Origin of the sequence: Extibacter sp. GGCC_0201 (assembly GCF_017566055.1) — a bacterium.
Taxonomy (GTDB): domain Bacteria; phylum Bacillota; class Clostridia; order Lachnospirales; family Lachnospiraceae; genus Extibacter.
This window is the reverse complement of sequence record NZ_JABFCH010000013.1, coordinates 23,273-45,948: the sequence shown is the minus strand read 5'-3', so window position 1 is coordinate 45,948 and position 22,676 is coordinate 23,273. Positions and strand designations below refer to the sequence as shown.

The following is a 22,676-nucleotide window of genomic DNA, read 5'->3' as shown; positions in this document are numbered from 1 at the left end:
CCTCCTCTTACATTGACTTTTCTCTCATTGTTGCGTAAATACGTTCGGTAAACCGTTTTACCAAATGTCTTAGCAACATCATACTTTACAAATGCACAAGTGTCAATCGTCATATTTCGACGATTTATATGGTATATTTTTGTTAATTGTCACAATTCAAACTTTTATTTTCTCTATTTTCACCAAAATAAAAATGGATTTTTGTGCATAACGCATTTTATTAAATCGCTTTACCTAATACAGAAAAAAAGGGCCGGCTCTTACGCCAGCCCCAGAACATCCGCTATAGCCCCCATCTCCTCCAAAGCGACATCTATGAGGTCGTCCAGGCTGAGTCCGGTAAATTCTATCATTTCCATATAATCTCTGTTTGCTCCCGCCGCAAAGCGCATCTCATTAAAGCGTTTCATCACGGACTTATGCTTTACGCTGGCAATCTTCTTATCCGGATATATCTGAGCGACCGCTTTAACAAAACCGCTCATCGGATCCGCTGCCAGCACCGCGTACTGAAGCTTCGTCTTTGCCTTCATGCCGCACTTCGGATTGTGTGACTTGATAGCGTCAAACAGCACCGGATCGTCAATCCCCTCTTTTTTCAATATCTCCACGGAAGTCGGTCCATGTACGCTTATATCATTCTTCCAGTCGCACTGCTCCTCATCAAGATCATGAAGAAGCCCGACGATTCCCCAGTATTCCACCTCGTCCGGGGCCAGACGCTTGGCAAGGCCTTTCATGATTGCCTCCACGGCATAAGAATGTGTAATATAATTATCACCTTTCATATATTTCATCAAGATATCGTGTGCCTGCTCTCTGTTCATTATGGTCGTCCTCCTTTTGTACTCATATGCCATATATTCTAACACACCATAAAATAATTGTGAATATGTACTTTTTATTGATTTTGCGGCTGCCACTGTATTCCCATTGATTCTGCCGCCTGTTTCCTGTATAATCTACAAGGAATATGTGAAAGGAATATGAGTTATCATGGAACTGACTATACAGACATTTATAATCGTATGCCCTCTTTTATTTCTCGCGGGCATGGTAGATGCAATCGGCGGGGGCGGCGGGCTGATATCGCTTCCTGCCTATCTTCTGGCGGGCCTGCCTCCCCACGCGGCGGTGGCTACGAATAAAATGTCATCCCCTTTCGGAACTGCACTGGCCACTTACCGCTTTGCCAAGAATCATCTGATCAATGTAAAGCTTGCCGTTCCCTCCATATTTGCAGCAATCGCAGGCTCCTTCATCGGCTCCCATATCTCTCTGCTCGTGCCGGAGAGCGTCATGACGTACGTCCTTATAATCATCCTGCCCTTCTCCGCCTTCCTCGTGCTGAACAAAAGGCTGTTCAACGACAGCGGCTCAGAGGAAGTCACGCTTAATAAGCGCACTTATGTCACTGCCGTAACAGCCGCTTTCATCATCGGCGGATACGACGGCTTCTACGGACCGGGAACAGGTACGTTCCTGATCATTGCTTTTACTATATTTGCAAAGCTCAGCATCAAGACCGCCAATGCACAGGCCAAAGTTATCAACCTGACTACCAACATAACTTCGCTCATCGTCTTTCTCCTCAACGGCCAGGTCATCATTCCGCTCGGGCTTGCGGCGGCTGCCTGCAATATGCTTGGCGGCTATATCGGAGCCGGACTCGTCATGAAGAATGGGACGAAGGTCGTAAAGCCAAGCATATTACTCGTGCTTGCGCTGCTGGCGGTTAAAGCAATGGGAAGCGGAAGCTGACTATGCCGTCAGCTTCCGCCGCTTTCTTCAATCCCGGTCAGATGCTGTAAACATTCTCCTGCGGAATCTCAATGTCTTCCTGTGGTTCTCCACTGAGAAACAGGGTAACCTCTACTACATTCTCCGGTACGGTATCATATTTCATCTCTGCGTTCCCGGACAGCTTCAGGTAGTAATATAGGACGGTCTGAATCTTTGTAGTATCTCTTTCCTGCTTTACTGGTTTCTTCGTCTCGTCATCAAACCAGACATAGCTGACCCTGTTTTTCTCTTCTTTAACCGCATCGTAAGCCTTTTTAAAATCAGTATCATTAAGCAGTTCTTCTATCTTCTCATCCTCTTCTTTTAACACGCCGGAAAAGGCATCGTCCTTGGGAGTCGTAATCTTCACCTTGGTAACGGCCCTTCCATCCAGTTTCTCCTGACCGGCAATCTCATACACTGTCTCGTCGTTGACATCGATATCTATGGATTGTACATCACTTTCAAAAGCATCATCCCTTGCCTCACTTTTATACCAAGGACCATTTTCTTCACTTCCGTAGTAATACCAGACGCCACCTTCTTCATTTAAAATATATGTACTTGAAGGCTCCTCAGTATATACTCTTTTCGTACGCTTCTGCCCCTTGTCAATGGTAAAGGTATACTTGTAAAGCTCTTTGCCTCCATCAAGTATCTCATACCCCTCTATCTGTTTTTTCTCCTGTTCATTGTACTTATCCACGCTGTCCTTGCACCAGCTGCTATCCTTAGCCGGCTCTTCTTTACCACATGCAGCTAATACAATTGCTCCGATACATGCTATTACTATGATTTTCAATTTCATAACTTATTCCTCCTCTCTATATCCCGTTAAATCTGACATTGTCTGTACAGCTTGAAATATAAGCCCTTCTTCTTGATTAATTCTTCATGCCCTCCTTCCTCCACAATAGTCCCTTGTGCTAAACATATGTATATATTACTTCGGCAACAGTATTTGTTATATTCAAATTACCATATGACACTTCATAAGTCAAAATTTGAAACCGAAGGAAAAAAAGACCAGATGCCCCCTATTGCGGAGCATCTGGTCTTCTTATATTAATTATTTCTATTACTCTTCCGGCACTATGATAAGGTCCTTCGTGAAGTTGTTCAGCACTTCGCATCCGTCCTCCGTAATGATTACGAGGTCTTCGATACGTACGCCGATACCCTCTTCCTGGATGTAGATTCCCGGTTCAACAGAGAAGCACTGTCCGACCTTGATGATATCTTCATTGACAGAAGACACATCACCGAATTCATGGTCTTCCAGACCGATGGAATGTCCGGTCCTATGTGTAAAATACTGTCCAAAGCCTTTTTCTTCGATATAGTTTCTCGCTGCCAGATCCACATCACACATTCTGTTTCCTGGTTTTGCAGCTTCAATACCACGCCTGTTGGCTTCTACGACGATGTCATAGATTTCCTTTGCGCGGTCGGATACTTCACCGATAAATACGGTTCTCGTCATGTCAGACGCATAGTTGTCCTTGAATGCACCGATATCAAGCACTACGCAGTCGCCGCGTTTTCCTTTTGAATCATCGGTCACATGGTGCGGATCTGCCGCTCCCTTTGCATATGCTGTAATCGGGTCAAATGACACGTCCTCGCAGCCGAGCTCTTTATAGATTTCACGGATTTTGGCGTTCAGCTCTCTCTCCGTAAGTCCTTTGGATACCCATGGAATCAGTTTTTCCATAGCGATATCGTTCAGTCTTGAGGATTCCCTCATCAGTTCCTGCTCGCCTTCATCCTTAATCATACGGATGTAGTCGACGATAGGAGAACCGTTTACAAATTTGCTTCCGCCGCCCAGTTCCTGAAGGCGGATCAGGAATTTTGCAGGCCATGTCTTGTCAATTCCCATAACCTTGTCTTTTTCAACAAATCTGCTCATGATTTCAACACCGTCCTCGATGTCATCATACCACACGATATCTACCCCAAGATCTTTTTCCTGTGGGAACAGCTTGTTGATCATCATCTTATGATTACCGTTCACATTCAGATACAATGCAAGTAATCTTTCCCCTGGATGAATCCATGCTCCTGTCAGATAGAAGATAGCTACCGGGTCAGATATGATCATCTGAGGGACTCCATTTTCTTCCATTGACTTTAAAACTCTTGATACTTTGTTCTGGTCCATATTTTCCCCAACCTTTCATTGTGTATTAAGTATTAAAATGGTCTGCTGTGCACATCCCCATCTCAACTAGTCTCATTATATTAGCTTACATGGGAAAAGTCAATCAGTGGCATTCATCTTCCACAGCGTTATAAATCTGTCAGAATAACCTGGGGCTGCAGCGACTGAACCTTCTTTAGTATCGGCAGATTAATGCAAAGTAAGAGAATTATAGCCAGCAATACACTGATAAGCAACGTTTCACAATGATATTGCGCTGTAAATATATTATTTTTCTGAAGATCAAGCATATAGATTCCCATCAGATTTCCGGCTGCCGTACTCACCGTCAATATGGCAGCATTTTCTATCAGCATTTCGAGAAAAATTATCCTCTTTGTCGCGCCTGCCGCAAGGCAGACCGCAAACTCTCTCTGCCGCTTTATAAACAACTGCTTCGTGATTCCCATATAACCGAAAGCCAAAATCCACATTGCAATACAGGCAAGTACAGCTATATACTTGACAAATTCCATCGTACTTTCATTGTTTTGTTCGTAGTCGTCCATATAATTACTAATCTTATATGCATATTGCGGATGGCTTTTCGTGAGGTAATCAACTATCTTTTCATTAATAGCTGCAGCTTTTTTTATGTCCTCTATACGGTATTGAACAATTGTCTGGGCCGGTGCCGCGGATATCTTATCCTGGCAGTCCTTCAGCGGAAGGAATATACAATCTCCGGCGTAGAGTCTTTTTTCAAACATATTTCTTGCTATTATAGTATCTCTGATATGCTCCGGCGTCAGTTCACATTTATATTCTTTCCCATAATATACAATCCGTTCTTTTGAATAACTGCCATTCATCCCGTCCAGTACCGCCGTCCCGCTCCTGATCCGTTTACGTATATTCTCACCACAATATGCATGTCCTGTTTCTTCGATTATATTCGTATATACAAATATAACCTCTTCGACCTTGCCATCCATTTCAAGAAGCTCTGGCATACACAAATATGCACTAACGCCATCCGTCACTTCTTTCAATACCATGTAATCGGAACCATCAAATGGTGCGGAAATAAGCTCAACCTCATTTCCTTCCCTCACGGATATTTCCAAAGATACTGTTTTGTCTGGAAACACTTGTTCCAGCTCCTGCTTATTATCTCTATAAGAAAAAAACTGGTTCATCGCATAGGTCAAAAAAGCGGTTCCAAAAGCCAGTTCCAGTACGACAACTAAATAAACCGCCATATTTCTTCTCAGTTTCTTAATAATTTTTTCCGCAACAAACACATTACTCCCCCTCCCGCAGTATTTCAGCCATGGTGCAATGTGAGAGATAGACGCCCATGATTACAGCATATACGGCGGCCAGGATAACAGAGAGCACACCCATCTGTACAAACATCAGCTTATCAACAAGCACGGTATTACGGATATCCAGCAGATTTATCAATGGAAAATATAAAATATATGCCAGCAAATCCGCTGCCAGTATAACAGATAGATTCTCAATAAACAGCGACAGAAACACTCCTAAGTCCGTAAGCCCGAGCATCTTCTTAATCAGACATTTTCTTCTGCTTTCCTGTATCTTTCCAAAGCATACAGCCAGTATATTGAACGTAGCAAACAACAGGCTTGCGGTACCAGCCATCACTCTGATATGTATCCACCGTTCAATTGTCATTTTATTCTGTTCATACAGTGTTGCCGATAGCTCATTATATAATATTTCCGTCGATTTGATTCCGCTTAGAACATACTGCACCTGTGTACGTTCCACCTTATTTCCCGTCAGGTAGAACGTCTGCTGTATCTGTTCCGAATCATTAAGCCCGCTAAGAGCCGCATACGGCAATACAAGGTATTTGTTATACTGTCCCTTTGCTGTTATGCCCGTTATACGGAATGATTTTCCCGACACGCTTATATAATCATTCACGGACAAATGATGTTCCATCGAAATTTTCTGACCGATAACACACTCAAGCTCATCACCAGAGGGATCGAACATGTCTCCTTCTTCTATACTTATATTTTCATATCTCTCATAGGACTCGTCAATTGCAATCACGAAATAGGACTTTCCGCCAAGTTCAGGAAAAAACATTTTATTACGTGCCGTCAGCGAAGCGGTTCGTGCCTCGCATTGCTGAATGATGTTGTTCTTATCTGTCAGCGACAGAAGGTTCCCTGTAAAACCCACCTCAATACTCTCATCTATATTTTCAAAATTTGTGCTTTCTAGCTCCTTCTGCAAAAAACGAATACTCGACAGACAATAAGCCGCAAGCAGCATGGCTCCTAATAAGGTACATACAAATATTACATTCATCTTCCATGATTTCAACAGACCTCTAAGCGAATCTCTGAAAATAAAATTAATCTTATTCATTTGCCGCACCTATATAATCTTTCCATCGGAAATATGTATGACCCTAGATGCATATTCTTTCAAAGACTGGTCATGCGTTACCATAATTATTGTGATGCCTGCTTCATTTAATTCTCTTAAAATCTGCATGACTATCGTTCCATTTTTTTCATCCAGACTGCCTGTAGGCTCATCCGCGAGAATGATATCGGGTCTGTTGCTCAAGGCCCTTGCAATCGCAACCCTCTGCTTTTCACCTCCGGATAACTGCCTCGGATAAAACTTCATTCTTTCACCCATCCCAACATCCCTTAGCAGCTTTTCCGCATATTCTATACGTCTCTTCCTCTTTATACCCGCATATCCCATTGGCAGAGATACATTATCAATTACGTTGTAATCATCGAGCAGATGAAAGGACTGGTATATAAAACCAATCTCCTGATTTCGCTTTCCGGCAATCTCGCCAGATGACAGTTCCTTTACACTTTTACCTTTAAAGTAATATTCTCCCTCTGTTGATCTGTCTATTAAACCAAGTATATTCAGGAGTGTTGTCTTACCGCAGCCTGATTTGCCAAACAGGCATATAAACTCTCCGGAACAAACGGTCAGGTCCACTTTATCCAGCACCTTTGTTCTGGCAGTTTTACTTCCATATTCTTTTACGACTGACTGCAGTCGAATCAATTCCATACGCTGTCCGCCTCCCTTATTAATCGGCCTATAGCGATTATTCCATTGCAAAAACCATTATCTGGTCATTTCCATTTGAGACATATATTTGTCCTTCATCATCTTCTGCCACATAATTAAAAGAGGCTCCTTCGTCAAACTGTCCCAGAGAATTACTATAGTTACCATCTGTCTCAAAACGCTGCAGTTCTGCATACGTACTATTTGTACAGTAGATCACATTATCACTCATTATAAAGTCGTTTGTATAATTCTGACCTTCCAGACTGGATATTCTGGTCATTTTTTTCCCATCTACAGATAGGAAAGTACATGCTCCGGAGTGCAGCCCGAATCCAGCATATGCTTCAGAATCTGACGGAAGGTATATCTGCCCGCTTGTAAGTGCATATATTTTCCCCTCATAAGAGCTTAAGAACCCGCAAAAATTTTCTTCTATGTGCTCCTGTCTGTAATCCGGTGCACTATAAAAAACGATACCCGGATTCAGAATTGTATCTCCCGACATATAGATATCTCCCGAACCATTTACTGCCAGATCCCGGAATATAGTCTGCGCTTCAAACCCTGATTTATCTATTGTAATTTCTTTTACATATTCCATTTCCATATCGAATAGCTGAATACGGTTATTACCATCATCCAGCACATATATATATGTATCATCCTTTGTAATACCAGTAGGATTCTGAAATTCACCCGGAGAGCTTCCTAATTTTCCTTTTTTCTCCAGCACTGTCCCGTCCGGACTCAATATAATTAACTGAGAATTTAGCCCATCCACTAACAGCATTCCATCTGCCGTAAAGACCATGCCCATAATCTCAGTTTTATCCAATTTGATATTCTTATCTGCCACTTTTATGGGGGCTTCATTTAAAAATTCTTCCTCAAACGAATCACCATCCAGTTCCATTTCCTTTACGATAGGTATGGCGCTATCTTTGCTCTCTTCCATTTTCTTTGCGTATTCAGACTTCTGGCAAGCGGTTAAAGACAATGTAACAAACACCGCTAAACATATCCATACTGGCTTTTTCATATATATTCGTCCCCCTCTTAGCGTATCTGCCTTATTGGCAGATACGCTCTAAATCCTGTTATCTTAGCAGCAGCCTAAATACTTTGTTTTTGTATCATTCTGATACTTTACTTTGTTATTATTCTCCACACATTTTCTTTTCCAGTATTCTTTTTGTCTGTATCCTCTTAATCCCAGACCTGGACCACAGCAAAGATTAGAAGTGCAGTATGGTTTCCCCACTGAGCTTATGTACCAATTACCACATCCGGCAGCCGATACCGGCAGACTTGTCCCCAATACTGTTACTCCTACTAATGCTGCTGCAATTAATCCTTTTGTTTTCTTCATACTCTTCCTTCCTTTCCTTTATTTTCAGGCTATGTATTTTCTCCCCCCTTTCAATAGCCCTATTACTTATGAAATTAATGACATTAAACGTTATTAATTATCATTCATCAAAATGCTTTTCAATTGCTGTACGCCTGTCTCACCAATTAATTTATGACCACTTTCTTTATCTATTAATAAAAAGCTTGGATACCAGTCAATATCAAAAATTGATAAGTATATATTATCAATATCTACTTCTTCCTCTTCACCATATGAACCACTGTCAAATATTTTTGTAATTTCATACTTTTTCATTAATTCATCATCGTTAAATATGACATTGTCAGCAGCATCACAGTCCTGACATCCTTTTAGTGCAAAATAAATCAGCTCCTGCTTTGAAGTTTTATTTTTTTCCTGAAAGTATTGACAGACATTATTTCTGACAGTCTCTTTAGATACACCATCTAACTGATTTAACTTATCTGCAATGTTTTCCATTTCTGTACTTACAAAAATCACCTTGTTATCAGGATTAACGATCAGGGCAGTCGGCGTCATTGTAGATATTCTATCTATACCCAGCTTGTAATTACTATCTTCTTCTATTTTATTTTGTTTTAATATACTTTCATCAGCAATCTTGTCCTCCCAGACAATAGATACATCTAAATACTGTGAATAAAATTTTTCAAATTTCTCCACAGTTTCCAATTGTCTTTTGCAAGTACCACAGGCAGAACTCATAACAAAAACCAGACGAAATTTGTCCTTAGCTGTCAAATATTCTTCTTCATTGTTAGCATCCAATAACCGGATTTTAGAAAAGTCATCTCCATACTTGATTATTAACTCTTTGGATTCCTGCCTGATATCTCCCCCCGATTTGCACCCTGCACATGTTAAGCTGAACATTAAGACTATACATATAATACTAATAACTCTTTTCATTTATTTCCCCCTGTTCCTGCCCGATTTTCTTTATTGTACATTATAAGCCAATATCTGCTTTAATTCCCGGCTTATTAATTTACATAGAAAGCTTCATGTTGATTTTTTACATAATATTACAAGCATTGTTTTATTGCAAGCATGTGTACTCGAAATGCTGTATTATGTCTACAATCCCTTAAACAACAAAAAATCAGGACTGGAATCCATTGAAAGAAAACCAATCCTGATCTATCAAACAGAAGAATAGTCTGTCTATTAAACATCTCGCTATTTTAGTAACGCCTCTTCCTTCCTAATTACTTCGTCTCGTCCATCGACTTCATACCACAGCTATGGGCACAGCCGCTGCAGCCACATCCGCAGGAACCACCCGCCTTTTTCTTCTTCCACATGCTCCGTACGATCAGGACAATGATTCCAAGTACGACAAGCCCTACTGCTCCTGTTGATAAAACACTGCTGATTGCTGCTAATGCCATAATATCTCCTTCTTTCTGCTTATGCTTTTGCCCTGCGGGCATTTATGCTGGATATGTTCACCTTCCGCGAAGCGCTCTCCTTATACGGTCTGAACAAAAGATACAGGAATCCAACCAGTACGATAATGGCTGCAACTGTGCCGATTCCGAATCCGCCTCCCGTAAAGAGGCTTCCGAACTGGAACACGCACAGAGATACAGCATAAGCAAGTATCGTCTGGTATCCGATTGCAAACCAGAACCATCTGGCATTATTCATCTCCCGCTTGATAGCGCCCATAGCAGCGAAGCAAGGTGCACACAGAAGGTTGAACACGAGGAACGAATATGCCGCGACAGCGGTCATGCTGGCTGCAAGCGTTCCCCATACTTCTGCACCGTCTTCTGCCACTTCTGCAAAGCCGTATAGAATACCGAAGGTTCCCACGACATTTTCTTTCGCCACGAGTCCTGTAATCGCTGCAACTGCCGACTTCCAGTCTCCCCATCCAAGAGGTACGAACAGCCAGGCAAGGCCACGTCCGATGCTGGCAAGCAAGCCGTCGCTTAAGTCTTCTACCATTCCAAAATGCCCGTCTACAAATCCAAAGCTGGATGTAAACCATATGAAGACAGTGGACAGCAGGATAATCGTTCCCGCTTTTTTGATAAAGGACCATCCGCGCTCCCACATGCTCCTGAGCACATTTCCCACAGTAGGCATATGGTATGCCGGAAGCTCCATAACGAATGGCGCCGGGTCTCCGGCAAACATCTTTGTCTTCTTCAATATGATGCCCGAGCATATGATAGCTGCAATTCCTACGAAATAAGCACTTGGCGCAACCCAGGAAGCTCCGCCGAACAGGGCGCCTGCGATGAGCGCTATGATTGGAAGCTTCGCTCCGCATGGGATAAATGTAGTAGTCATAATCGTCATCTTCCGGTCACGGTCGTTTTCAATCGTCCTTGACGCCATGATGCCAGGCACTCCGCATCCGGTACCGATAAGCATTGGTATGAACGACTTCCCTGAAAGGCCGAACTTGCGGAATATTCTGTCCATGATAAACGCGACCCTCGCCATGTATCCGCATGCCTCAAGAAATGCAAGGAATATGAAAAGTACGAGCATCTGCGGCACAAATCCAAGAACCGCCCCTACACCTGCTATGATACCATCCAGGATAAGACTCTGCAACCACGGAGCACAATTGATGGCATTCAGCCCGTTTTCAACGACAACAGGTATGCCCGGCACATCTATCAGCCCGAACAGCTTCCATCCTTCGCCAAATACACCATCATTCGCCCAATCAGTCGCCCATGTCCCTACCGTAGACACCGATACATAATATACAAGCCACATGACGACTGCAAATATAGGCAGCGCAAGCCATCTGTTTGTCACGACGCGGTCTATCTTATCCGATGTAGACAGCTTCTCCTTGTTCGCTTTTGTAAGGCTTTCTCCTATGATGGACGTTATGTAATTATACCGCTCGTTTGTGATGATGCTTTCAGAATCATCATCCATATCTTTCTCTGCCTTTTCAATAATAGAAGATATGTCTGGCACATGCTTCATCTGCTCTGCAATCTTGTCATCGCGCTCAAACAGCTTCACTGCATAGAATCGTTTCTGCTCTTCTGGAATGTCACCGCCCAGCATCGTCTCGATTTCATCCAAGTAGGCTTCTACTTCCTGGGAAAATTCATGTACCGGCATTGCCGCCTGCCTGCTCTGTGCCGCTTTTACCGCTTTCCCGGCGGCTTCCTCGATACCTTCGCCCTTCAGCGCAGAGATTGCCACGACCGCACAGCCGAGCTTTTCTCCCAGTTTTCTTGTGTCGATGGCATCGCCTGACTTTTTAACCACATCCATCATGTTGACTGCCATTATAACAGGGATTCCAAGCTCCATGAGCTGTGTCGTCAGATACAGGTTACGCTCCAGGTTCGTCCCATCCACGATATTCAGAATCGCATCGGGGCGCTCTGTAATCAGGTAGTTTCTCGCAACCACCTCCTCGAGCGTATATGGTGACAGGGAGTAGATTCCCGGCAAGTCCATTATGACTACTTCTTTATTGCTCTTAAGCTTGCCTTCCTTCTTCTCAACCGTAACCCCCGGCCAGTTACCTACGAACTGGTTCGAGCCGGTCAGTCCATTAAACAACGTCGTCTTGCCACTGTTTGGATTTCCGGCAAGTGCTATCTTGATTCCCATCTCTATTCCTCCTGCTATGTCTTATTCGCTAATCGCTCTTCTTCCTGTTAGTTTACCTCTATCATCTCTGCATCCGCTTTACGCAGCGACAGTTCATACCCTCGGACGGTAACTTCAACCGGATCGCCCAGGGGAGCTACTTTTCTGACGTACACTTCCGTCCCTTTCGTGATTCCCATGTCCATAATACGTCTTTTAACCGCTCCTTCACCGTGGAGCTTTACTACCGAGACCTTCTGATTACATCCGATACTTCTCAATGTGCGCATTCCCTTCGTTCCTCCTAAACCATAATCTTATTTGCTATTCCCTTGCTGACTGCAACTCTGGACTCCTTAACCTGGACGATTATATTGCCTCCGTTTACCGATACGATCTTCACTTCTTCACCAGTTACGAATCCCAGGCTTTCCAGGAACTTCCTCACCTCATTCTGGCCTCCCACACGTTTGATAGACGCAGTCTCACCTGACCCAAGCATTGTCAGTGGCATCATAATCACTCCTTTCCATCCACATTATATCTGTACCGCCATCTCTTTCCTGACCAGTTCCATATCCTCAAGGAGCTGTACAGTACGGTATACAGTTGCAATGCCAAGTCTTTTGTCTATCTGCTTTGCGGCATAATAGATTTCCTTGCAGGAAGAATGTTCATTGCTCAATATCACTTCCAGCAGCATCTTTCTCTGGCTCGTAATCCGATATCCATTCTCTTTCAGACGTTTCATTATCTCCTGCAGACGTTCTTCCTGACTCATATTATCACTCCGGCATTTTGTTGATATTGATTATCATTTACATTGGTATTATATTCCTTCTGAGAATCTTTGTCAACAACATATTTGATAACATTTATCAATAGCGTGCATAATCTTTTTAGTATATAGGCAAAAAAAGAAGGTGCCTGTGCACCTTCTTATTCCTGTTCTATTCTTCTGCTTCGACGAATTCTTCCGCTTCTTCCGGCTCTTCATCGAACATAAGCTCATCATCTAAGGACAGTTCTGTATCCAGACGTACATCACGGTATTTCCTCATACCTGTACCGGCCGGGATATGCTTGCCGATAATGACATTTTCCTTCAGGCCGATAAGTGGATCGACCTTGCCCTTGATAGCCGCTTCCGTGAGGACCTTCGTCGTCTCCTGGAAGGACGCCGCCGACAGGAAGGAGTTGGTGGCAAGAGATGCCTTTGTGATACCGAGCATAATCTGCTCCCCTGTTGCCGGCTCTTTGCCTTCTTCCGCAAGCTTTTCATTCACATCTTCAAAATCAAGGATATCAACCGTCGTTCCTGGCAGGAATTCGGCATCTCCCGCCTCTTCGATGCGGACTTTCTTGAGCATCTGGCGTACGATGACTTCGATATGCTTGTCGTTGATTTCAACGCCCTGCAGACGGTATACCCGCTGTACTTCCTGTATCATGTAATCCTGGACGGCTCGCAGGCCTTTTATCTTAAGGATATCATGAGGATTGACGCTACCTTCCGTCAGTTCATCTCCCGCCTCAAGCTCTGCTCCGTCCTGTATCTTGATTCTGGAGCCGTAAGGGATAAGATATGCCTTTGATTCGCCCGTCTCGTTATTCGTTACGATAATCTCACGTTTCTTCTTCGTGTCATTGATAGCAGCTGTTCCTGCAAATTCCGTAATGATAGCAAGCCCCTTCGGCTTTCTTGCCTCGAAAAGCTCCTCCACACGCGGAAGTCCCTGCGTGATATCATCACCGGCCACACCACCTGTATGGAAGGTACGCATCGTAAGCTGTGTACCAGGCTCACCGATAGACTGGGCGGCGATGATGCCTACCGCCTCACCGACCTGTACCGGCTCTCCTGTCGCCATGTTTGCCCCATAGCACTTCGCACACACACCGCTGTGTGATTTACATGTGAGAATTGTACGAATCTTAATCTTCTTGAGTTCTCCGCCCTTCTCATCAACACCTCTTTTGATAATGAGCTCTGCCCTCTTCGGCGTCACCATATGGTTCGCCTTCACAAGTATATTACCGTCTTTGTCTACGATGTTCTCGCAGAGGTAACGTCCTGTGATACGCTCCTGGAGGCTTTCAATCTCTTCATTCCCGTCCATGAATGCTTTTACATACATGCCCGGAATCTCAGCACCCTTCTTCGCACAGTCGACCTCATGGATGATGAGCTCCTGCGACACGTCGACAAGACGCCTTGTCAGGTAGCCGGAGTCCGCCGTACGCAGAGCCGTATCTGACAGACCTTTACGTGCACCGTGTGCTGACATGAAGTATTCCAGTACGTCAAGACCTTCACGGAAGTTTGACTTGATAGGCAGCTCGATCGTACGTCCTGTCGTATCCGCCATAAGACCACGCATGCCAGCAAGCTGCTTGATCTGCTTATCGGAGCCACGGGCTCCGGAGTCTGCCATCATGAAGATATTGTTATATTTGTCAAGCCCGGACAGCAGCGCCTCGGTCAGAGAATCATCCGTCGCTTTCCACGTCTCTACGACTTCCTTGTAACGCTCTTCTTCTGTTATAAGGCCGCGCTTGTAGTTCTTCGTAATCTTATCCACCGTATCCTGTGCCTGCTGGATCATCTCCGGTTTCTGCGGAGGCACGGTCATGTCAGAGATAGATACTGTCATTGCCGCTCTTGTAGAATATTTGTAGCCGGTAGACTTGATGGCATCCAGCACTTCCGCCGTGGCTGTAGCGCCATGTGTGTTGATGACCTTCTCAAGTATCTGTTTCAGCTGTTTCTTTCCTACATGGAAGTCTACTTCAAGCAGAAGTTCATTTTCTTCTGTCTCACGGTCAACAAAGCCAAGATCCTGAGGAATGATCTCATTAAAGATAAACCGGCCGAGGGTAGACTCAATCGTCTCTGTCTTAACCTCTCCGCCCGGCAGAGCCTTCGACATGCGGACTTTGATGCGTGAGTGAAGCGTGATAGCATTATTTTCATAGGCGAGTATCGCCTCGTTTACGCTCTTGAATACCTTGCCTTCTCCCTTTGCCCCAGGCCTTTCCTGGGTCAGGTAGTAGATGCCGAGTACCATATCCTGCGAAGGAACGGCAACCGGTCCCCCGTCAGACGGTTTCAGCAGGTTGTTCGGTGACAGGAGGAGGAACCGGCATTCTGCCTGAGCCTCCACCGAGAGCGGAAGATGGACCGCCATCTGGTCGCCGTCGAAGTCGGCATTGTATGCAGTACATACCAAAGGATGAAGCTTGATAGCCTTACCTTCTACAAGAATCGGCTCGAATGCCTGTATGCCAAGTCTGTGCAGCGTAGGGGCACGGTTCAGCATGACCGGATGCTCTTTGATGACATCTTCCAGTACATCCCATACTTCCGGCTGCAGCCTCTCCACCATTTTCTTCGCATTTTTGATATTGTGCGCCGTACCGTTCTGTACAAGCTCCTTCATTACAAAAGGCTTGAACAGTTCTATCGCCATCTCTTTGGGCAGCCCGCACTGGTATATCTTAAGTTCAGGTCCCACGACGATAACAGAACGTCCTGAATAATCGACACGCTTGCCAAGCAGGTTCTGACGGAAACGTCCCGACTTTCCTTTCAGCATATCGGATAGCGACTTCAGCGCCCTGTTGCCCGGTCCAGTGACCGGACGCCCGCGGCGTCCATTGTCGATAAGCGCGTCTACCGCTTCTTGCAGCATCCTCTTTTCATTTCTAACGATAATGTCCGGAGCGCCAAGTTCAAGGAGCCGTTTCAGGCGGTTGTTCCTGTTGATAATCCTTCTGTAAAGGTCATTTAAGTCAGATGTGGCAAACCGTCCGCCGTCCAGCTGTACCATAGGACGAAGATCCGGCGGAATCACCGGTATCGCGGTCATAATCATCCACTCCGGCTTATTTCCGGATTCACGGAATGCCTCTACTACTTCCAGACGCTTCACAATTCTGGCCCGCTTCTGTCCGGTAGCCCCTTCAAGCCCCGCCTGAAGCTCTTCATATTCTTTGTCGAGGTCTATGGATTCCAGAAGCTCTTTGATTGCCTCTGCTCCCATGCCTACCCGGAAAGCACTTCCCCAGGACTCCCTCGCCTCCTGATATTCCTGCTCAGACAGCACCTGCTTATACTGCAGGTCGGTCTCTCCTTTGTCGAGCACGATATAAGATGCAAAATACAACACCTTCTCCAGCGTTCTCGGAGACAGGTCGAGGATGAGACCCATACGGCTCGGAATACCTTTAAAATACCAGATGTGTGACACAGGGGCAGCAAGCGCGATATGGCCCATACGCTCACGGCGCACGCTTGCCTTTGTAACCTCAACACCACACCTGTCACATACAACTCCTTTGTAACGAATCTTCTTATATTTGCCACAGTGGCATTCCCAGTCTTTACTAGGTCCGAAGATCTTCTCACAGAAAAGTCCGTCTTTTTCTGGTTTCAGTGTTCTATAGTTAATGGTCTCAGGCTTTGTCACTTCTCCTCTGGACCAGTCTAATATCTTATCAGGTGATGCCAGACCGATTTTGATAGCATCGAAAGTCATTGGCTGATATGATTGTTCATTACTGTTTATAGGCATACAGGCACCCCTTCCTATTCTTCATCTATATCCATTGCAAATTCTTCAGTTTCTTCAAATTCCACGTCGAAGTCATCTTCCTCTGCTTCTTCTTCCACATCCACAAGCTCTTCTCCCTGGAATTCCTGTTCTGTATAACCCTTTGCACCGAGGTTATCTTCCTCGCGGTAGTTTCTGTCGCCTTCAATCAGAGAATGGAAGTCCGTTTCACCCATATCTACCGTCTCCATGATTTCAACTTCTGTGTTGTCATCACGCAGCACGCGTACATCCAGGCCCAGGGACTGGAGCTCTTTGAGCAGCACCTTGAATGATTCCGGTATGCCCGGCTCAGGAATGTTCTCACCCTTGATGATAGCCTCATACGTCTTGACACGGCCGATGACATCATCAGACTTGACGGTCAGAATCTCCTGCAACGTGTAAGATGCGCCGTATGCCTCAAGCGCCCACACTTCCATCTCACCAAAGCGCTGGCCGCCGAACTGGGCTTTACCGCCGAGTGGCTGCTGCGTGACGAGGGAATATGGGCCCGTAGAACGGGCGTGAATCTTGTCATCAACAAGATGGTGCAGCTTCAGGTAGTGCATGTGACCGATCGTAACCGGGCTGTCGAAGAACTCCCCGCTTCTTCCGTCGCGGAGACGGACCTTTCCATCCCTTGATATCGGAACACCCTTCCACAGCTTCCTGTGTTCACGGTTGTCTGACAGATACTGGAGCACTTCCGGAAGCAGATCTTCTTTATGCTTCTTCTCAAATTCTTCCCAGCTCAGATTGACATAATCATTGGCCAGGTCAAGAGTGTCCATAATGTCAATCTCGTTCGCACCGTCGAATACCGGTGTCGCTATATTAAAGCCAAGAGCCTTCGCCGCCAGAGACAGGTGGATTTCGAGCACCTGCCCGATGTTCATACGTGAAGGTACGCCAAGAGGGTTCAGTACGATATCCAGCGGACGTCCGTTCGGAAGGAACGGCATATCTTCCACTGGAAGCACACGGGAAACGACACCCTTGTTACCGTGGCGTCCCGCCATCTTGTCACCTACAGATATCTTCCTTTTCTGCGCAATATAGATGCGCACTGCCTGATTTACGCCCGGTGACAGTTCATCACCGTTCTCTCTCGTAAATACCTTCGCATCTACGACAATTCCATATTCGCCGTGAGGCACTTTAAGGGACGTATCCCTTACTTCACGCGCCTTTTCGCCGAAGATGGCACGCAGCAGCCTCTCTTCTGCCGTCAGTTCGGTCTCTCCCTTTGGAGTCACCTTACCGACGAGGATATCGCCTGCGCGCACCTCAGCGCCGATACGGATGATTCCTCTCTCGTCCAGATTCTTAAGCGCATCGTCGCCGACGCCAGGGATATCACGGGTAATCTCTTCCGGCCCGAGCTTCGTATCGCGGGCTTCCGCCTCATATTCTTCGATATGGACAGAGGTATACACGTCATCCTGCACGAGACGTTCGCTCAGGAGGACCGCATCCTCGTAGTTATAACCTTCCCATGTCATAAAGCCGATAAGCGGGTTCTTGCCAAGCGCCATCTCACCGTTGGATGTTGACGGTCCGTCTGCGATTACGTCGCCTGCTTCCACCCGGTCTCCTTTGAATACGATCGGCCGCTGGTTGTAGCAGTTGCTCTGGTTGCTCCGAAGGAACTTGGTGAGCTTATATCTCTTGAGCGTATTGTCATCCTGACGGATCGTTATCTCATTGGAAGTAGAGCGTTCCACCACGCCGGCCGCTTCTGCCACCATACATACGCCGGAGTCGACGGCAGCTTTTTCTTCCATACCTGTTCCGACTACCGGAGCCTCGGTCATAAGAAGCGGGACTGCCTGACGCTGCATGTTGGAACCCATGAGCGCACGGTTGGCATCATCATTTTCCAGGAAAGGAATGAGCGCCGTGGCGACAGAGAATACCATCTTCGGAGATACGTCCATATAATCAAATCTGGTCCGTTCATATTCCTGCGTCTCTTCGCGATAACGGCCGGATACGTTCTTGTGGATAAAATGGCCATCCCCGTCCAGAGGTTCGTTCGCCTGTGCTACGTGATAATTGTCCTCTTCATCCGCGGTCATATACACGACCTCATCCGTAACGACCGGATTGTCCGGGTCTTCATGGCTGATCTTGCGGTATGGCGCTTCTACGAATCCGTACTGGTTGATTCTTGCATATGTCGCAAGAGAGTTGATCAGGCCGATGTTCGGACCTTCCGGCGTCTCAATCGGACACATCCTTCCGTAATGGGAATAGTGGACGTCACGTACCTCGAACCCGGCGCGGTCTCTTGACAAGCCACCTGGCCCAAGTGCAGACAGACGTCTCTTGTGGGTCAGCTCGCCGAGCGGGTTGTTCTGGTCCATGAACTGTGACAGCTGTGAAGATCCGAAGAATTCCTTCACGGCAGCTGTAACAGGCTTTATATTAATCAGTGACTGCGGGGATATCCCCTCCAGATCCTGGGTCGTCATTCGTTCGCGGACAACTCTTTCGAGCCTTGACAGACCAATTCTGTACTGGTTCTGTAATAATTCCCCGACCGCCCGGATACGTCTGTTGCCAAGATGGTCGATATCATCATCATTGCCCAGGTCGTATTCCAGATGAATGTTATAGTTGATCGATGCCAGAATGTCTTCCTTCGTAATATGCTTTGGAATCAAGTCATGGATATCTCTCTTAATCGCATCTTTCAGTTCATCGATATCGCCTGCCGTCTCCTCCAGAAGCGTCTCCAGCACCGGATAATACACGAGCTCGGTAACCCCTACCTCTTTCGGGTCGATGTCAACGATAGATGCAAGGTCAACCATCATGTTAGAAAGCACTTTGATATTGCGTTCTTCATCCGGTCTTTCAATCCACACGAACGGAACCGCTGCATTCTGGATAGCGTCAGCGATTTCTCTCGTTACTTTCGTCCCTTTTTCTGCCACGAGTCCGCCGGTCAATGCATGCTTGACATCTTCTGCGAGCACATGTCCTGTGATGCGGTTCTTCAGGGCAAGCTTCTTATTGAATTTATAGCGGCCTACTTTGGCCAGGTCGTAACGTCTCGGGTCGAAGAACATGCTTGTGATAAGACTTTCAGCGCTGTCTACTGCAAGAGGCTCTCCCGGACGAATCTTTTTGTATAGTTCCAGCAGGCCTTCCTGGTAGTTTGTCGCAGCATCCTTCTCAAAGCTTGCAAGAATCTTCGGCTCCTCGCCGAACAGCTCGACAATCTCAGGGTTGGTACCGATTCCCAAAGCACGGACTAATACAGTAATCGGCACCTTTCTTGTTCTGTCTACACGCACATAGAAAACGTCATTGGAATCCGTCTCGTACTCAAGCCATGCACCACGGTTCGGAATGACCGTAGATGAATACAGCTTCTTTCCCACCTTATCATGCGCAATCGCATAGTAGATTCCGGGTGAACGTACTAACTGGCTGACAATTACACGTTCCGCTCCATTGATAACGAACGTTCCTGTACTTGTCATCAGCGGCAGGTCACCCATAAAGATTTCATGCTCATTGATTTCATCGGTTTCCTTGTTGTGAAGCCGTACTCTTACTTTCAAAGGCGCTGCATAGGTGGCGTCGCGCTCTTTGCATTCTTCGATCGTGTACTTCACATCATCCTCGCACAATGTAAAATCAACAAATTCCAGGCTGAGATGGCCGCTGTAGTCGGCAATCGGGGAAATATCATCAAATACTTCTTTTAACCCTTCATCCAGAAACCACTGGTAAGAATCTTTCTGGACTTCAATCAGGTTAGGCATCTGAAGAACTTCTTTTTGCCTGGAATAGCTCATGCGTGAACTTTTTCCGCTTTTGATAGGACGAATTCTGTTTTTCTCCATATTGACGTTTCACTCCTCATATATTTTTTGGGCGGGCTACGAGTTGCCCATTACATACTACTGATTCAGTGAAACCGCTTGTTCAAGCCATTTCACGCGGTATCATGGCATAACTTTCCACAATAGCGCATTTTTTACTATACCACATAGAATTTGAGCTTGTCAACCAAAAAACGCAAAAAAGGCGGCATTGCCTTGTTTTTAGCCCCCATTTCTGCCTTCCATGTCGTGCTGCCCGCAGGCCGGACTTTCCGAAGCACTTCCTTCCTTATATAAATGGCACGCCACAAAGTGGCCTTTTTCCACTTCCCGCAGCATCGGTTCCTCCTTTGCACATATCCCCATCTCTTTCTCGCATCTTTGGCGGAACCGGCATCCGATTCCGGTATCCGCACAGCCTGTCAGTTCCCCTCTCAGGCTGATGCGTTTCTTTTTCGCTTCGGCTATCGGGTCTGGTATCGGAACTGCCGACAGAAGCGCCTTCGTATATGGATGCAGCGGATTCTCATATAGAAGGTCCGAGGGGGCTGTTTCCACGATCTTACCATGATACATGACTGCTGCACGGTCCGATATATATTTGACCATAGACAGGTCATGGGCGATGAACATATATGTCAGCCCACGGTCTTCCTGAAGTTTCATGAGAAGATTGACAATCTGTGCCTGGACCGACACATCCAGTGCCGATATCGGCTCGTCACAGACGATAAGTTCCGGTTCCACAGCAAGGGCTCTGGCTATCCCTATCCTCTGCCGCTGGCCACCTGAGAATTCGTGCACATAACGGTCCGTGTGGCCGCCCGACAGTCCGACATCTGCCAGCAGCTTCTTAACCTTTGCCGTGCATTGACTGCTATCACCTGCCATATGGTGGGCAAGCATCCCCTCGGCTATGATATCGCCTACCTTCATCCTCGGGTCCAGGGAAGAATATGGGTCCTGAAATATCATCTGAACTTCTTTTGTAAATCTCTGCCGCTCTTTCCGTTGAAGGCTCCCAACACTCATCCCTTTATAGAGCACTTCTCCCTCTGTGGGACTGTAGATTCCCATGCACGTCCTGCCGCATGTCGTCTTTCCGCAGCCGGACTCTCCTACTATGCCTAGCGTCTCACCTTTGCTGACATAGAAGGATACGTCATCCACTGCTTTTACCACGTGATGCTTTCCTGTCTTAAAATACTTTTTCAGATGTCTGACTTCCAGCAAATGTTCTTCCATGACCGTTCTCTGCCGCCTTTCTTCTATTGCCCGTTCCGTTCTGCCAGCGGGTGGTACAGCCAGCACCGCGCACGGTGGCCCTGGCCAAATCCATACGCAGGAGGATGCCTGTATCCACAGACCCTCATGGCGTGGCTGCACCTTTCGTAAAAGGGGCAGCCCCTTGGAGGATGGATGATCTCCGGAGGAGCGCCCTCGATAGGCGCCAGCTCCTGTTCCCCCATATCAAGCCTTGGTACCGCCTTAAGCAGTGCCTTCGTATATGGATGCTTTGCATGATAAAATATGTCGGTGTCCGTCCCTTCTTCCATTACTTCCCCTGCATACATCACGACAATCCTATCCGCCATATCCGCCACGATGCCAAGGTCATGCGTTATCAGGATGACCGCCATGTTTCGTTCACTCTGCAGTTTCTTCAGCAATTCTATAATATCGGCCTGGATGGTCACATCCAGCGCAGTGGTCGGCTCGTCCGCTATCACGATGCGCGGGCCGCAGGCAAGTGCAATCGCAATCATGACACGCTGCCTCATCCCCCCTGAAAACTCATGGGGATATTGATGCATCCTCTTTTCCGGTTCATGTATTCCGACCAGGCCAAGCATTTTTTCCGCTTCCAGCCACGCCTGCTTCTTGTCCACATCCTTATGCAGCAGCACATTTTCCGCAATCTGCCTCCCTGTCTTCATCGTCGGGTTCAGAGAAGCCAGGGCGTCCTGAAATATGATGGAGCATTCCGCTCCCCGGAACGCCTGCCACTCTTTCTTTGAAAATGTCAGAATATCCTTATCCTGATACCAGATATGGCTGCCTTCTTTTATCTCGCCCGGGGGCATCTGAATCAGACCCATGATAGTTCTGGCTGTCACAGATTTCCCGCATCCGGATTCCCCTACGACGGCCAGCGTCTCACCTTCATCCGCAGTAAAAGAAACGCCTCTGACTGCCTGTGCCTCTCCTGCATAAGTGTGATAAGAGACGCGGAGATTCTCCACCTTTAACAGTTGACTCAT

Annotated in this window: 19 protein-coding genes; 1 reads left to right on the top strand and 18 read right to left on the bottom strand. The window is 46.4% G+C overall.

Annotated elements, in window-relative coordinates:
• Window positions 1-260: 260 nt before the first annotated feature.
• Window positions 261-827 carry an HD domain-containing protein gene (locus tag HJV72_RS10260; protein ID WP_208070761.1) on the bottom strand — a complete coding sequence of 189 codons (567 nt, stop codon included), beginning with the start codon at window positions 825-827 and terminating at the stop codon, window positions 261-263.
• A gap of 169 nt (window positions 828-996) precedes the next feature.
• Here HJV72_RS10260 and HJV72_RS10255 point away from each other — a divergent pair, with 169 nt between their 5' ends.
• Window positions 997-1,761, top strand: a complete 765-nt coding sequence (locus tag HJV72_RS10255) for a sulfite exporter TauE/SafE family protein (RefSeq protein WP_208070760.1) — start codon at window positions 997-999, stop codon at window positions 1,759-1,761.
• Window positions 1,762-1,798: 37 nt separating this feature from the next.
• Here the strand turns inward: HJV72_RS10255 and HJV72_RS10250 are convergent, their stop codons facing one another.
• From HJV72_RS10250 to HJV72_RS10170, 17 genes are all read right to left on the bottom strand, one after another.
• Window positions 1,799-2,590, bottom strand: coding sequence for a hypothetical protein (locus HJV72_RS10250; protein WP_208070758.1), 792 nt, complete (start codon window positions 2,588-2,590; stop codon window positions 1,799-1,801).
• Window positions 2,591-2,860: 270 nt separating this feature from the next.
• Window positions 2,861-3,946, bottom strand: coding sequence for a M24 family metallopeptidase (locus tag HJV72_RS10245; protein WP_049728715.1), 1,086 nt, complete (start codon window positions 3,944-3,946; stop codon window positions 2,861-2,863).
• A 128-nt stretch (window positions 3,947-4,074) separates the two neighbouring features.
• Window positions 4,075-5,187 (bottom strand): ABC transporter permease, encoded by a 1,113-nt coding sequence (locus tag HJV72_RS10240; protein WP_208070756.1) that lies wholly within the window; start codon window positions 5,185-5,187, stop codon window positions 4,075-4,077.
• A gap of 43 nt (window positions 5,188-5,230) precedes the next feature.
• Window positions 5,231-6,334, bottom strand: a complete 1,104-nt coding sequence (locus HJV72_RS10235) for an ABC transporter permease (protein ID WP_208070755.1) — start codon at window positions 6,332-6,334, stop codon at window positions 5,231-5,233.
• A gap of 9 nt (window positions 6,335-6,343) precedes the next feature.
• Window positions 6,344-7,009 (bottom strand): ABC transporter ATP-binding protein, encoded by a 666-nt coding sequence (locus tag HJV72_RS10230; protein WP_208070754.1) that lies wholly within the window; start codon window positions 7,007-7,009, stop codon window positions 6,344-6,346.
• Window positions 7,010-7,046: 37 nt separating this feature from the next.
• The gene (locus HJV72_RS10225) at window positions 7,047-8,051 is read right to left on the bottom strand and encodes a 6-bladed beta-propeller (protein ID WP_208070753.1); all 1,005 of its coding nucleotides are present in this window, start codon (window positions 8,049-8,051) and stop codon (window positions 7,047-7,049) included.
• 63 nt (window positions 8,052-8,114) lie between these two features.
• Window positions 8,115-8,381: a hypothetical protein gene (locus tag HJV72_RS10220; protein ID WP_208070752.1), complete on the bottom strand. Its 267-nt coding sequence runs from the start codon at window positions 8,379-8,381 to the stop codon at window positions 8,115-8,117.
• A 93-nt stretch (window positions 8,382-8,474) separates the two neighbouring features.
• Window positions 8,475-9,314, bottom strand: a complete 840-nt coding sequence (locus tag HJV72_RS10215; protein WP_208070751.1) for a TlpA family protein disulfide reductase — start codon at window positions 9,312-9,314, stop codon at window positions 8,475-8,477.
• Window positions 9,315-9,613: 299 nt separating this feature from the next.
• A complete protein-coding gene (locus HJV72_RS10210; RefSeq protein ID WP_066581866.1) occupies window positions 9,614-9,796 on the bottom strand; it encodes a FeoB-associated Cys-rich membrane protein in 183 nt (60 codons plus the stop codon).
• A 19-nt stretch (window positions 9,797-9,815) separates the two neighbouring features.
• Window positions 9,816-12,005 carry a ferrous iron transport protein B gene (feoB, locus tag HJV72_RS10205; protein ID WP_208070750.1) on the bottom strand — a complete coding sequence of 730 codons (2,190 nt, stop codon included), beginning with the start codon at window positions 12,003-12,005 and terminating at the stop codon, window positions 9,816-9,818.
• Window positions 12,006-12,052: 47 nt separating this feature from the next.
• Window positions 12,053-12,274 carry a FeoA family protein gene (locus tag HJV72_RS10200; protein ID WP_208070748.1) on the bottom strand — a complete coding sequence of 74 codons (222 nt, stop codon included), beginning with the start codon at window positions 12,272-12,274 and terminating at the stop codon, window positions 12,053-12,055.
• 14 nt (window positions 12,275-12,288) lie between these two features.
• Window positions 12,289-12,501 (bottom strand): FeoA family protein, encoded by a 213-nt coding sequence (locus HJV72_RS10195; RefSeq protein ID WP_066580431.1) that lies wholly within the window; start codon window positions 12,499-12,501, stop codon window positions 12,289-12,291.
• 21 nt (window positions 12,502-12,522) lie between these two features.
• A complete protein-coding gene (locus HJV72_RS10190) occupies window positions 12,523-12,765 on the bottom strand; it encodes a Fur family transcriptional regulator (protein ID WP_208070746.1) in 243 nt (80 codons plus the stop codon).
• Between the two features lie 169 nt (window positions 12,766-12,934).
• A complete protein-coding gene (rpoC, locus tag HJV72_RS10185) occupies window positions 12,935-16,558 on the bottom strand; it encodes a DNA-directed RNA polymerase subunit beta' (RefSeq protein ID WP_208070744.1) in 3,624 nt (1,207 codons plus the stop codon).
• A gap of 14 nt (window positions 16,559-16,572) precedes the next feature.
• On the bottom strand, window positions 16,573-20,436 hold the full coding sequence (rpoB, locus tag HJV72_RS10180) for a DNA-directed RNA polymerase subunit beta (protein WP_208070742.1): 3,864 nt from the start codon (window positions 20,434-20,436) through the stop codon (window positions 16,573-16,575).
• A 201-nt stretch (window positions 20,437-20,637) separates the two neighbouring features.
• A complete protein-coding gene (locus HJV72_RS10175; RefSeq protein ID WP_208070740.1) occupies window positions 20,638-21,660 on the bottom strand; it encodes an ABC transporter ATP-binding protein in 1,023 nt (340 codons plus the stop codon).
• Between the two features lie 23 nt (window positions 21,661-21,683).
• The gene (locus HJV72_RS10170; protein ID WP_208070738.1) at window positions 21,684-22,676 is read right to left on the bottom strand and encodes an ABC transporter ATP-binding protein; all 993 of its coding nucleotides are present in this window, start codon (window positions 22,674-22,676) and stop codon (window positions 21,684-21,686) included.

Excerpts from the sequence above, each read along its gene's own strand:
- HJV72_RS10225 (WP_208070753.1), bottom strand. The coding sequence starts at position 8,051 with ATGAAAAAGCCAGTATGGATATGTTTAGCGGTGTTTGTTACATTGTCT.
- HJV72_RS10260 (WP_208070761.1), bottom strand. The coding sequence starts at position 827 with ATGAACAGAGAGCAGGCACACGATATCTTGATGAAATATATGAAAGGT.
- HJV72_RS10230 (WP_208070754.1), bottom strand. The coding sequence starts at position 7,009 with ATGGAATTGATTCGACTGCAGTCAGTCGTAAAAGAATATGGAAGTAAA.
- HJV72_RS10195 (WP_066580431.1), bottom strand. The coding sequence starts at position 12,501 with ATGATGCCACTGACAATGCTTGGGTCAGGTGAGACTGCGTCTATCAAA.
- HJV72_RS10215 (WP_208070751.1), bottom strand. The coding sequence starts at position 9,314 with ATGAAAAGAGTTATTAGTATTATATGTATAGTCTTAATGTTCAGCTTA.
- HJV72_RS10245 (WP_049728715.1), bottom strand. The coding sequence starts at position 3,946 with ATGGACCAGAACAAAGTATCAAGAGTTTTAAAGTCAATGGAAGAAAAT.
- rpoB (WP_208070742.1), bottom strand. The coding sequence starts at position 20,436 with ATGGAGAAAAACAGAATTCGTCCTATCAAAAGCGGAAAAAGTTCACGC.
- HJV72_RS10210 (WP_066581866.1), bottom strand. The coding sequence starts at position 9,796 with ATGGCATTAGCAGCAATCAGCAGTGTTTTATCAACAGGAGCAGTAGGG.
- HJV72_RS10190 (WP_208070746.1), bottom strand. The coding sequence starts at position 12,765 with ATGAGTCAGGAAGAACGTCTGCAGGAGATAATGAAACGTCTGAAAGAG.
- HJV72_RS10220 (WP_208070752.1), bottom strand. The coding sequence starts at position 8,381 with ATGAAGAAAACAAAAGGATTAATTGCAGCAGCATTAGTAGGAGTAACA.
- HJV72_RS10235 (WP_208070755.1), bottom strand. The coding sequence starts at position 6,334 with ATGAATAAGATTAATTTTATTTTCAGAGATTCGCTTAGAGGTCTGTTG.
- HJV72_RS10250 (WP_208070758.1), bottom strand. The coding sequence starts at position 2,590 with ATGAAATTGAAAATCATAGTAATAGCATGTATCGGAGCAATTGTATTA.
- HJV72_RS10200 (WP_208070748.1), bottom strand. The coding sequence starts at position 12,274 with ATGCGCACATTGAGAAGTATCGGATGTAATCAGAAGGTCTCGGTAGTA.
- HJV72_RS10240 (WP_208070756.1), bottom strand. The coding sequence starts at position 5,187 with ATGGCGGTTTATTTAGTTGTCGTACTGGAACTGGCTTTTGGAACCGCT.
- HJV72_RS10255 (WP_208070760.1), top strand. The coding sequence starts at position 997 with ATGGAACTGACTATACAGACATTTATAATCGTATGCCCTCTTTTATTT.
- rpoC (WP_208070744.1), bottom strand. The coding sequence starts at position 16,558 with ATGCCTATAAACAGTAATGAACAATCATATCAGCCAATGACTTTCGAT.
- HJV72_RS10170 (WP_208070738.1), bottom strand. The coding sequence starts at position 22,676 with ATGAGTCAACTGTTAAAGGTGGAGAATCTCCGCGTCTCTTATCACACT.
- feoB (WP_208070750.1), bottom strand. The coding sequence starts at position 12,005 with ATGGGAATCAAGATAGCACTTGCCGGAAATCCAAACAGTGGCAAGACG.
- HJV72_RS10175 (WP_208070740.1), bottom strand. The coding sequence starts at position 21,660 with ATGGAAGAACATTTGCTGGAAGTCAGACATCTGAAAAAGTATTTTAAG.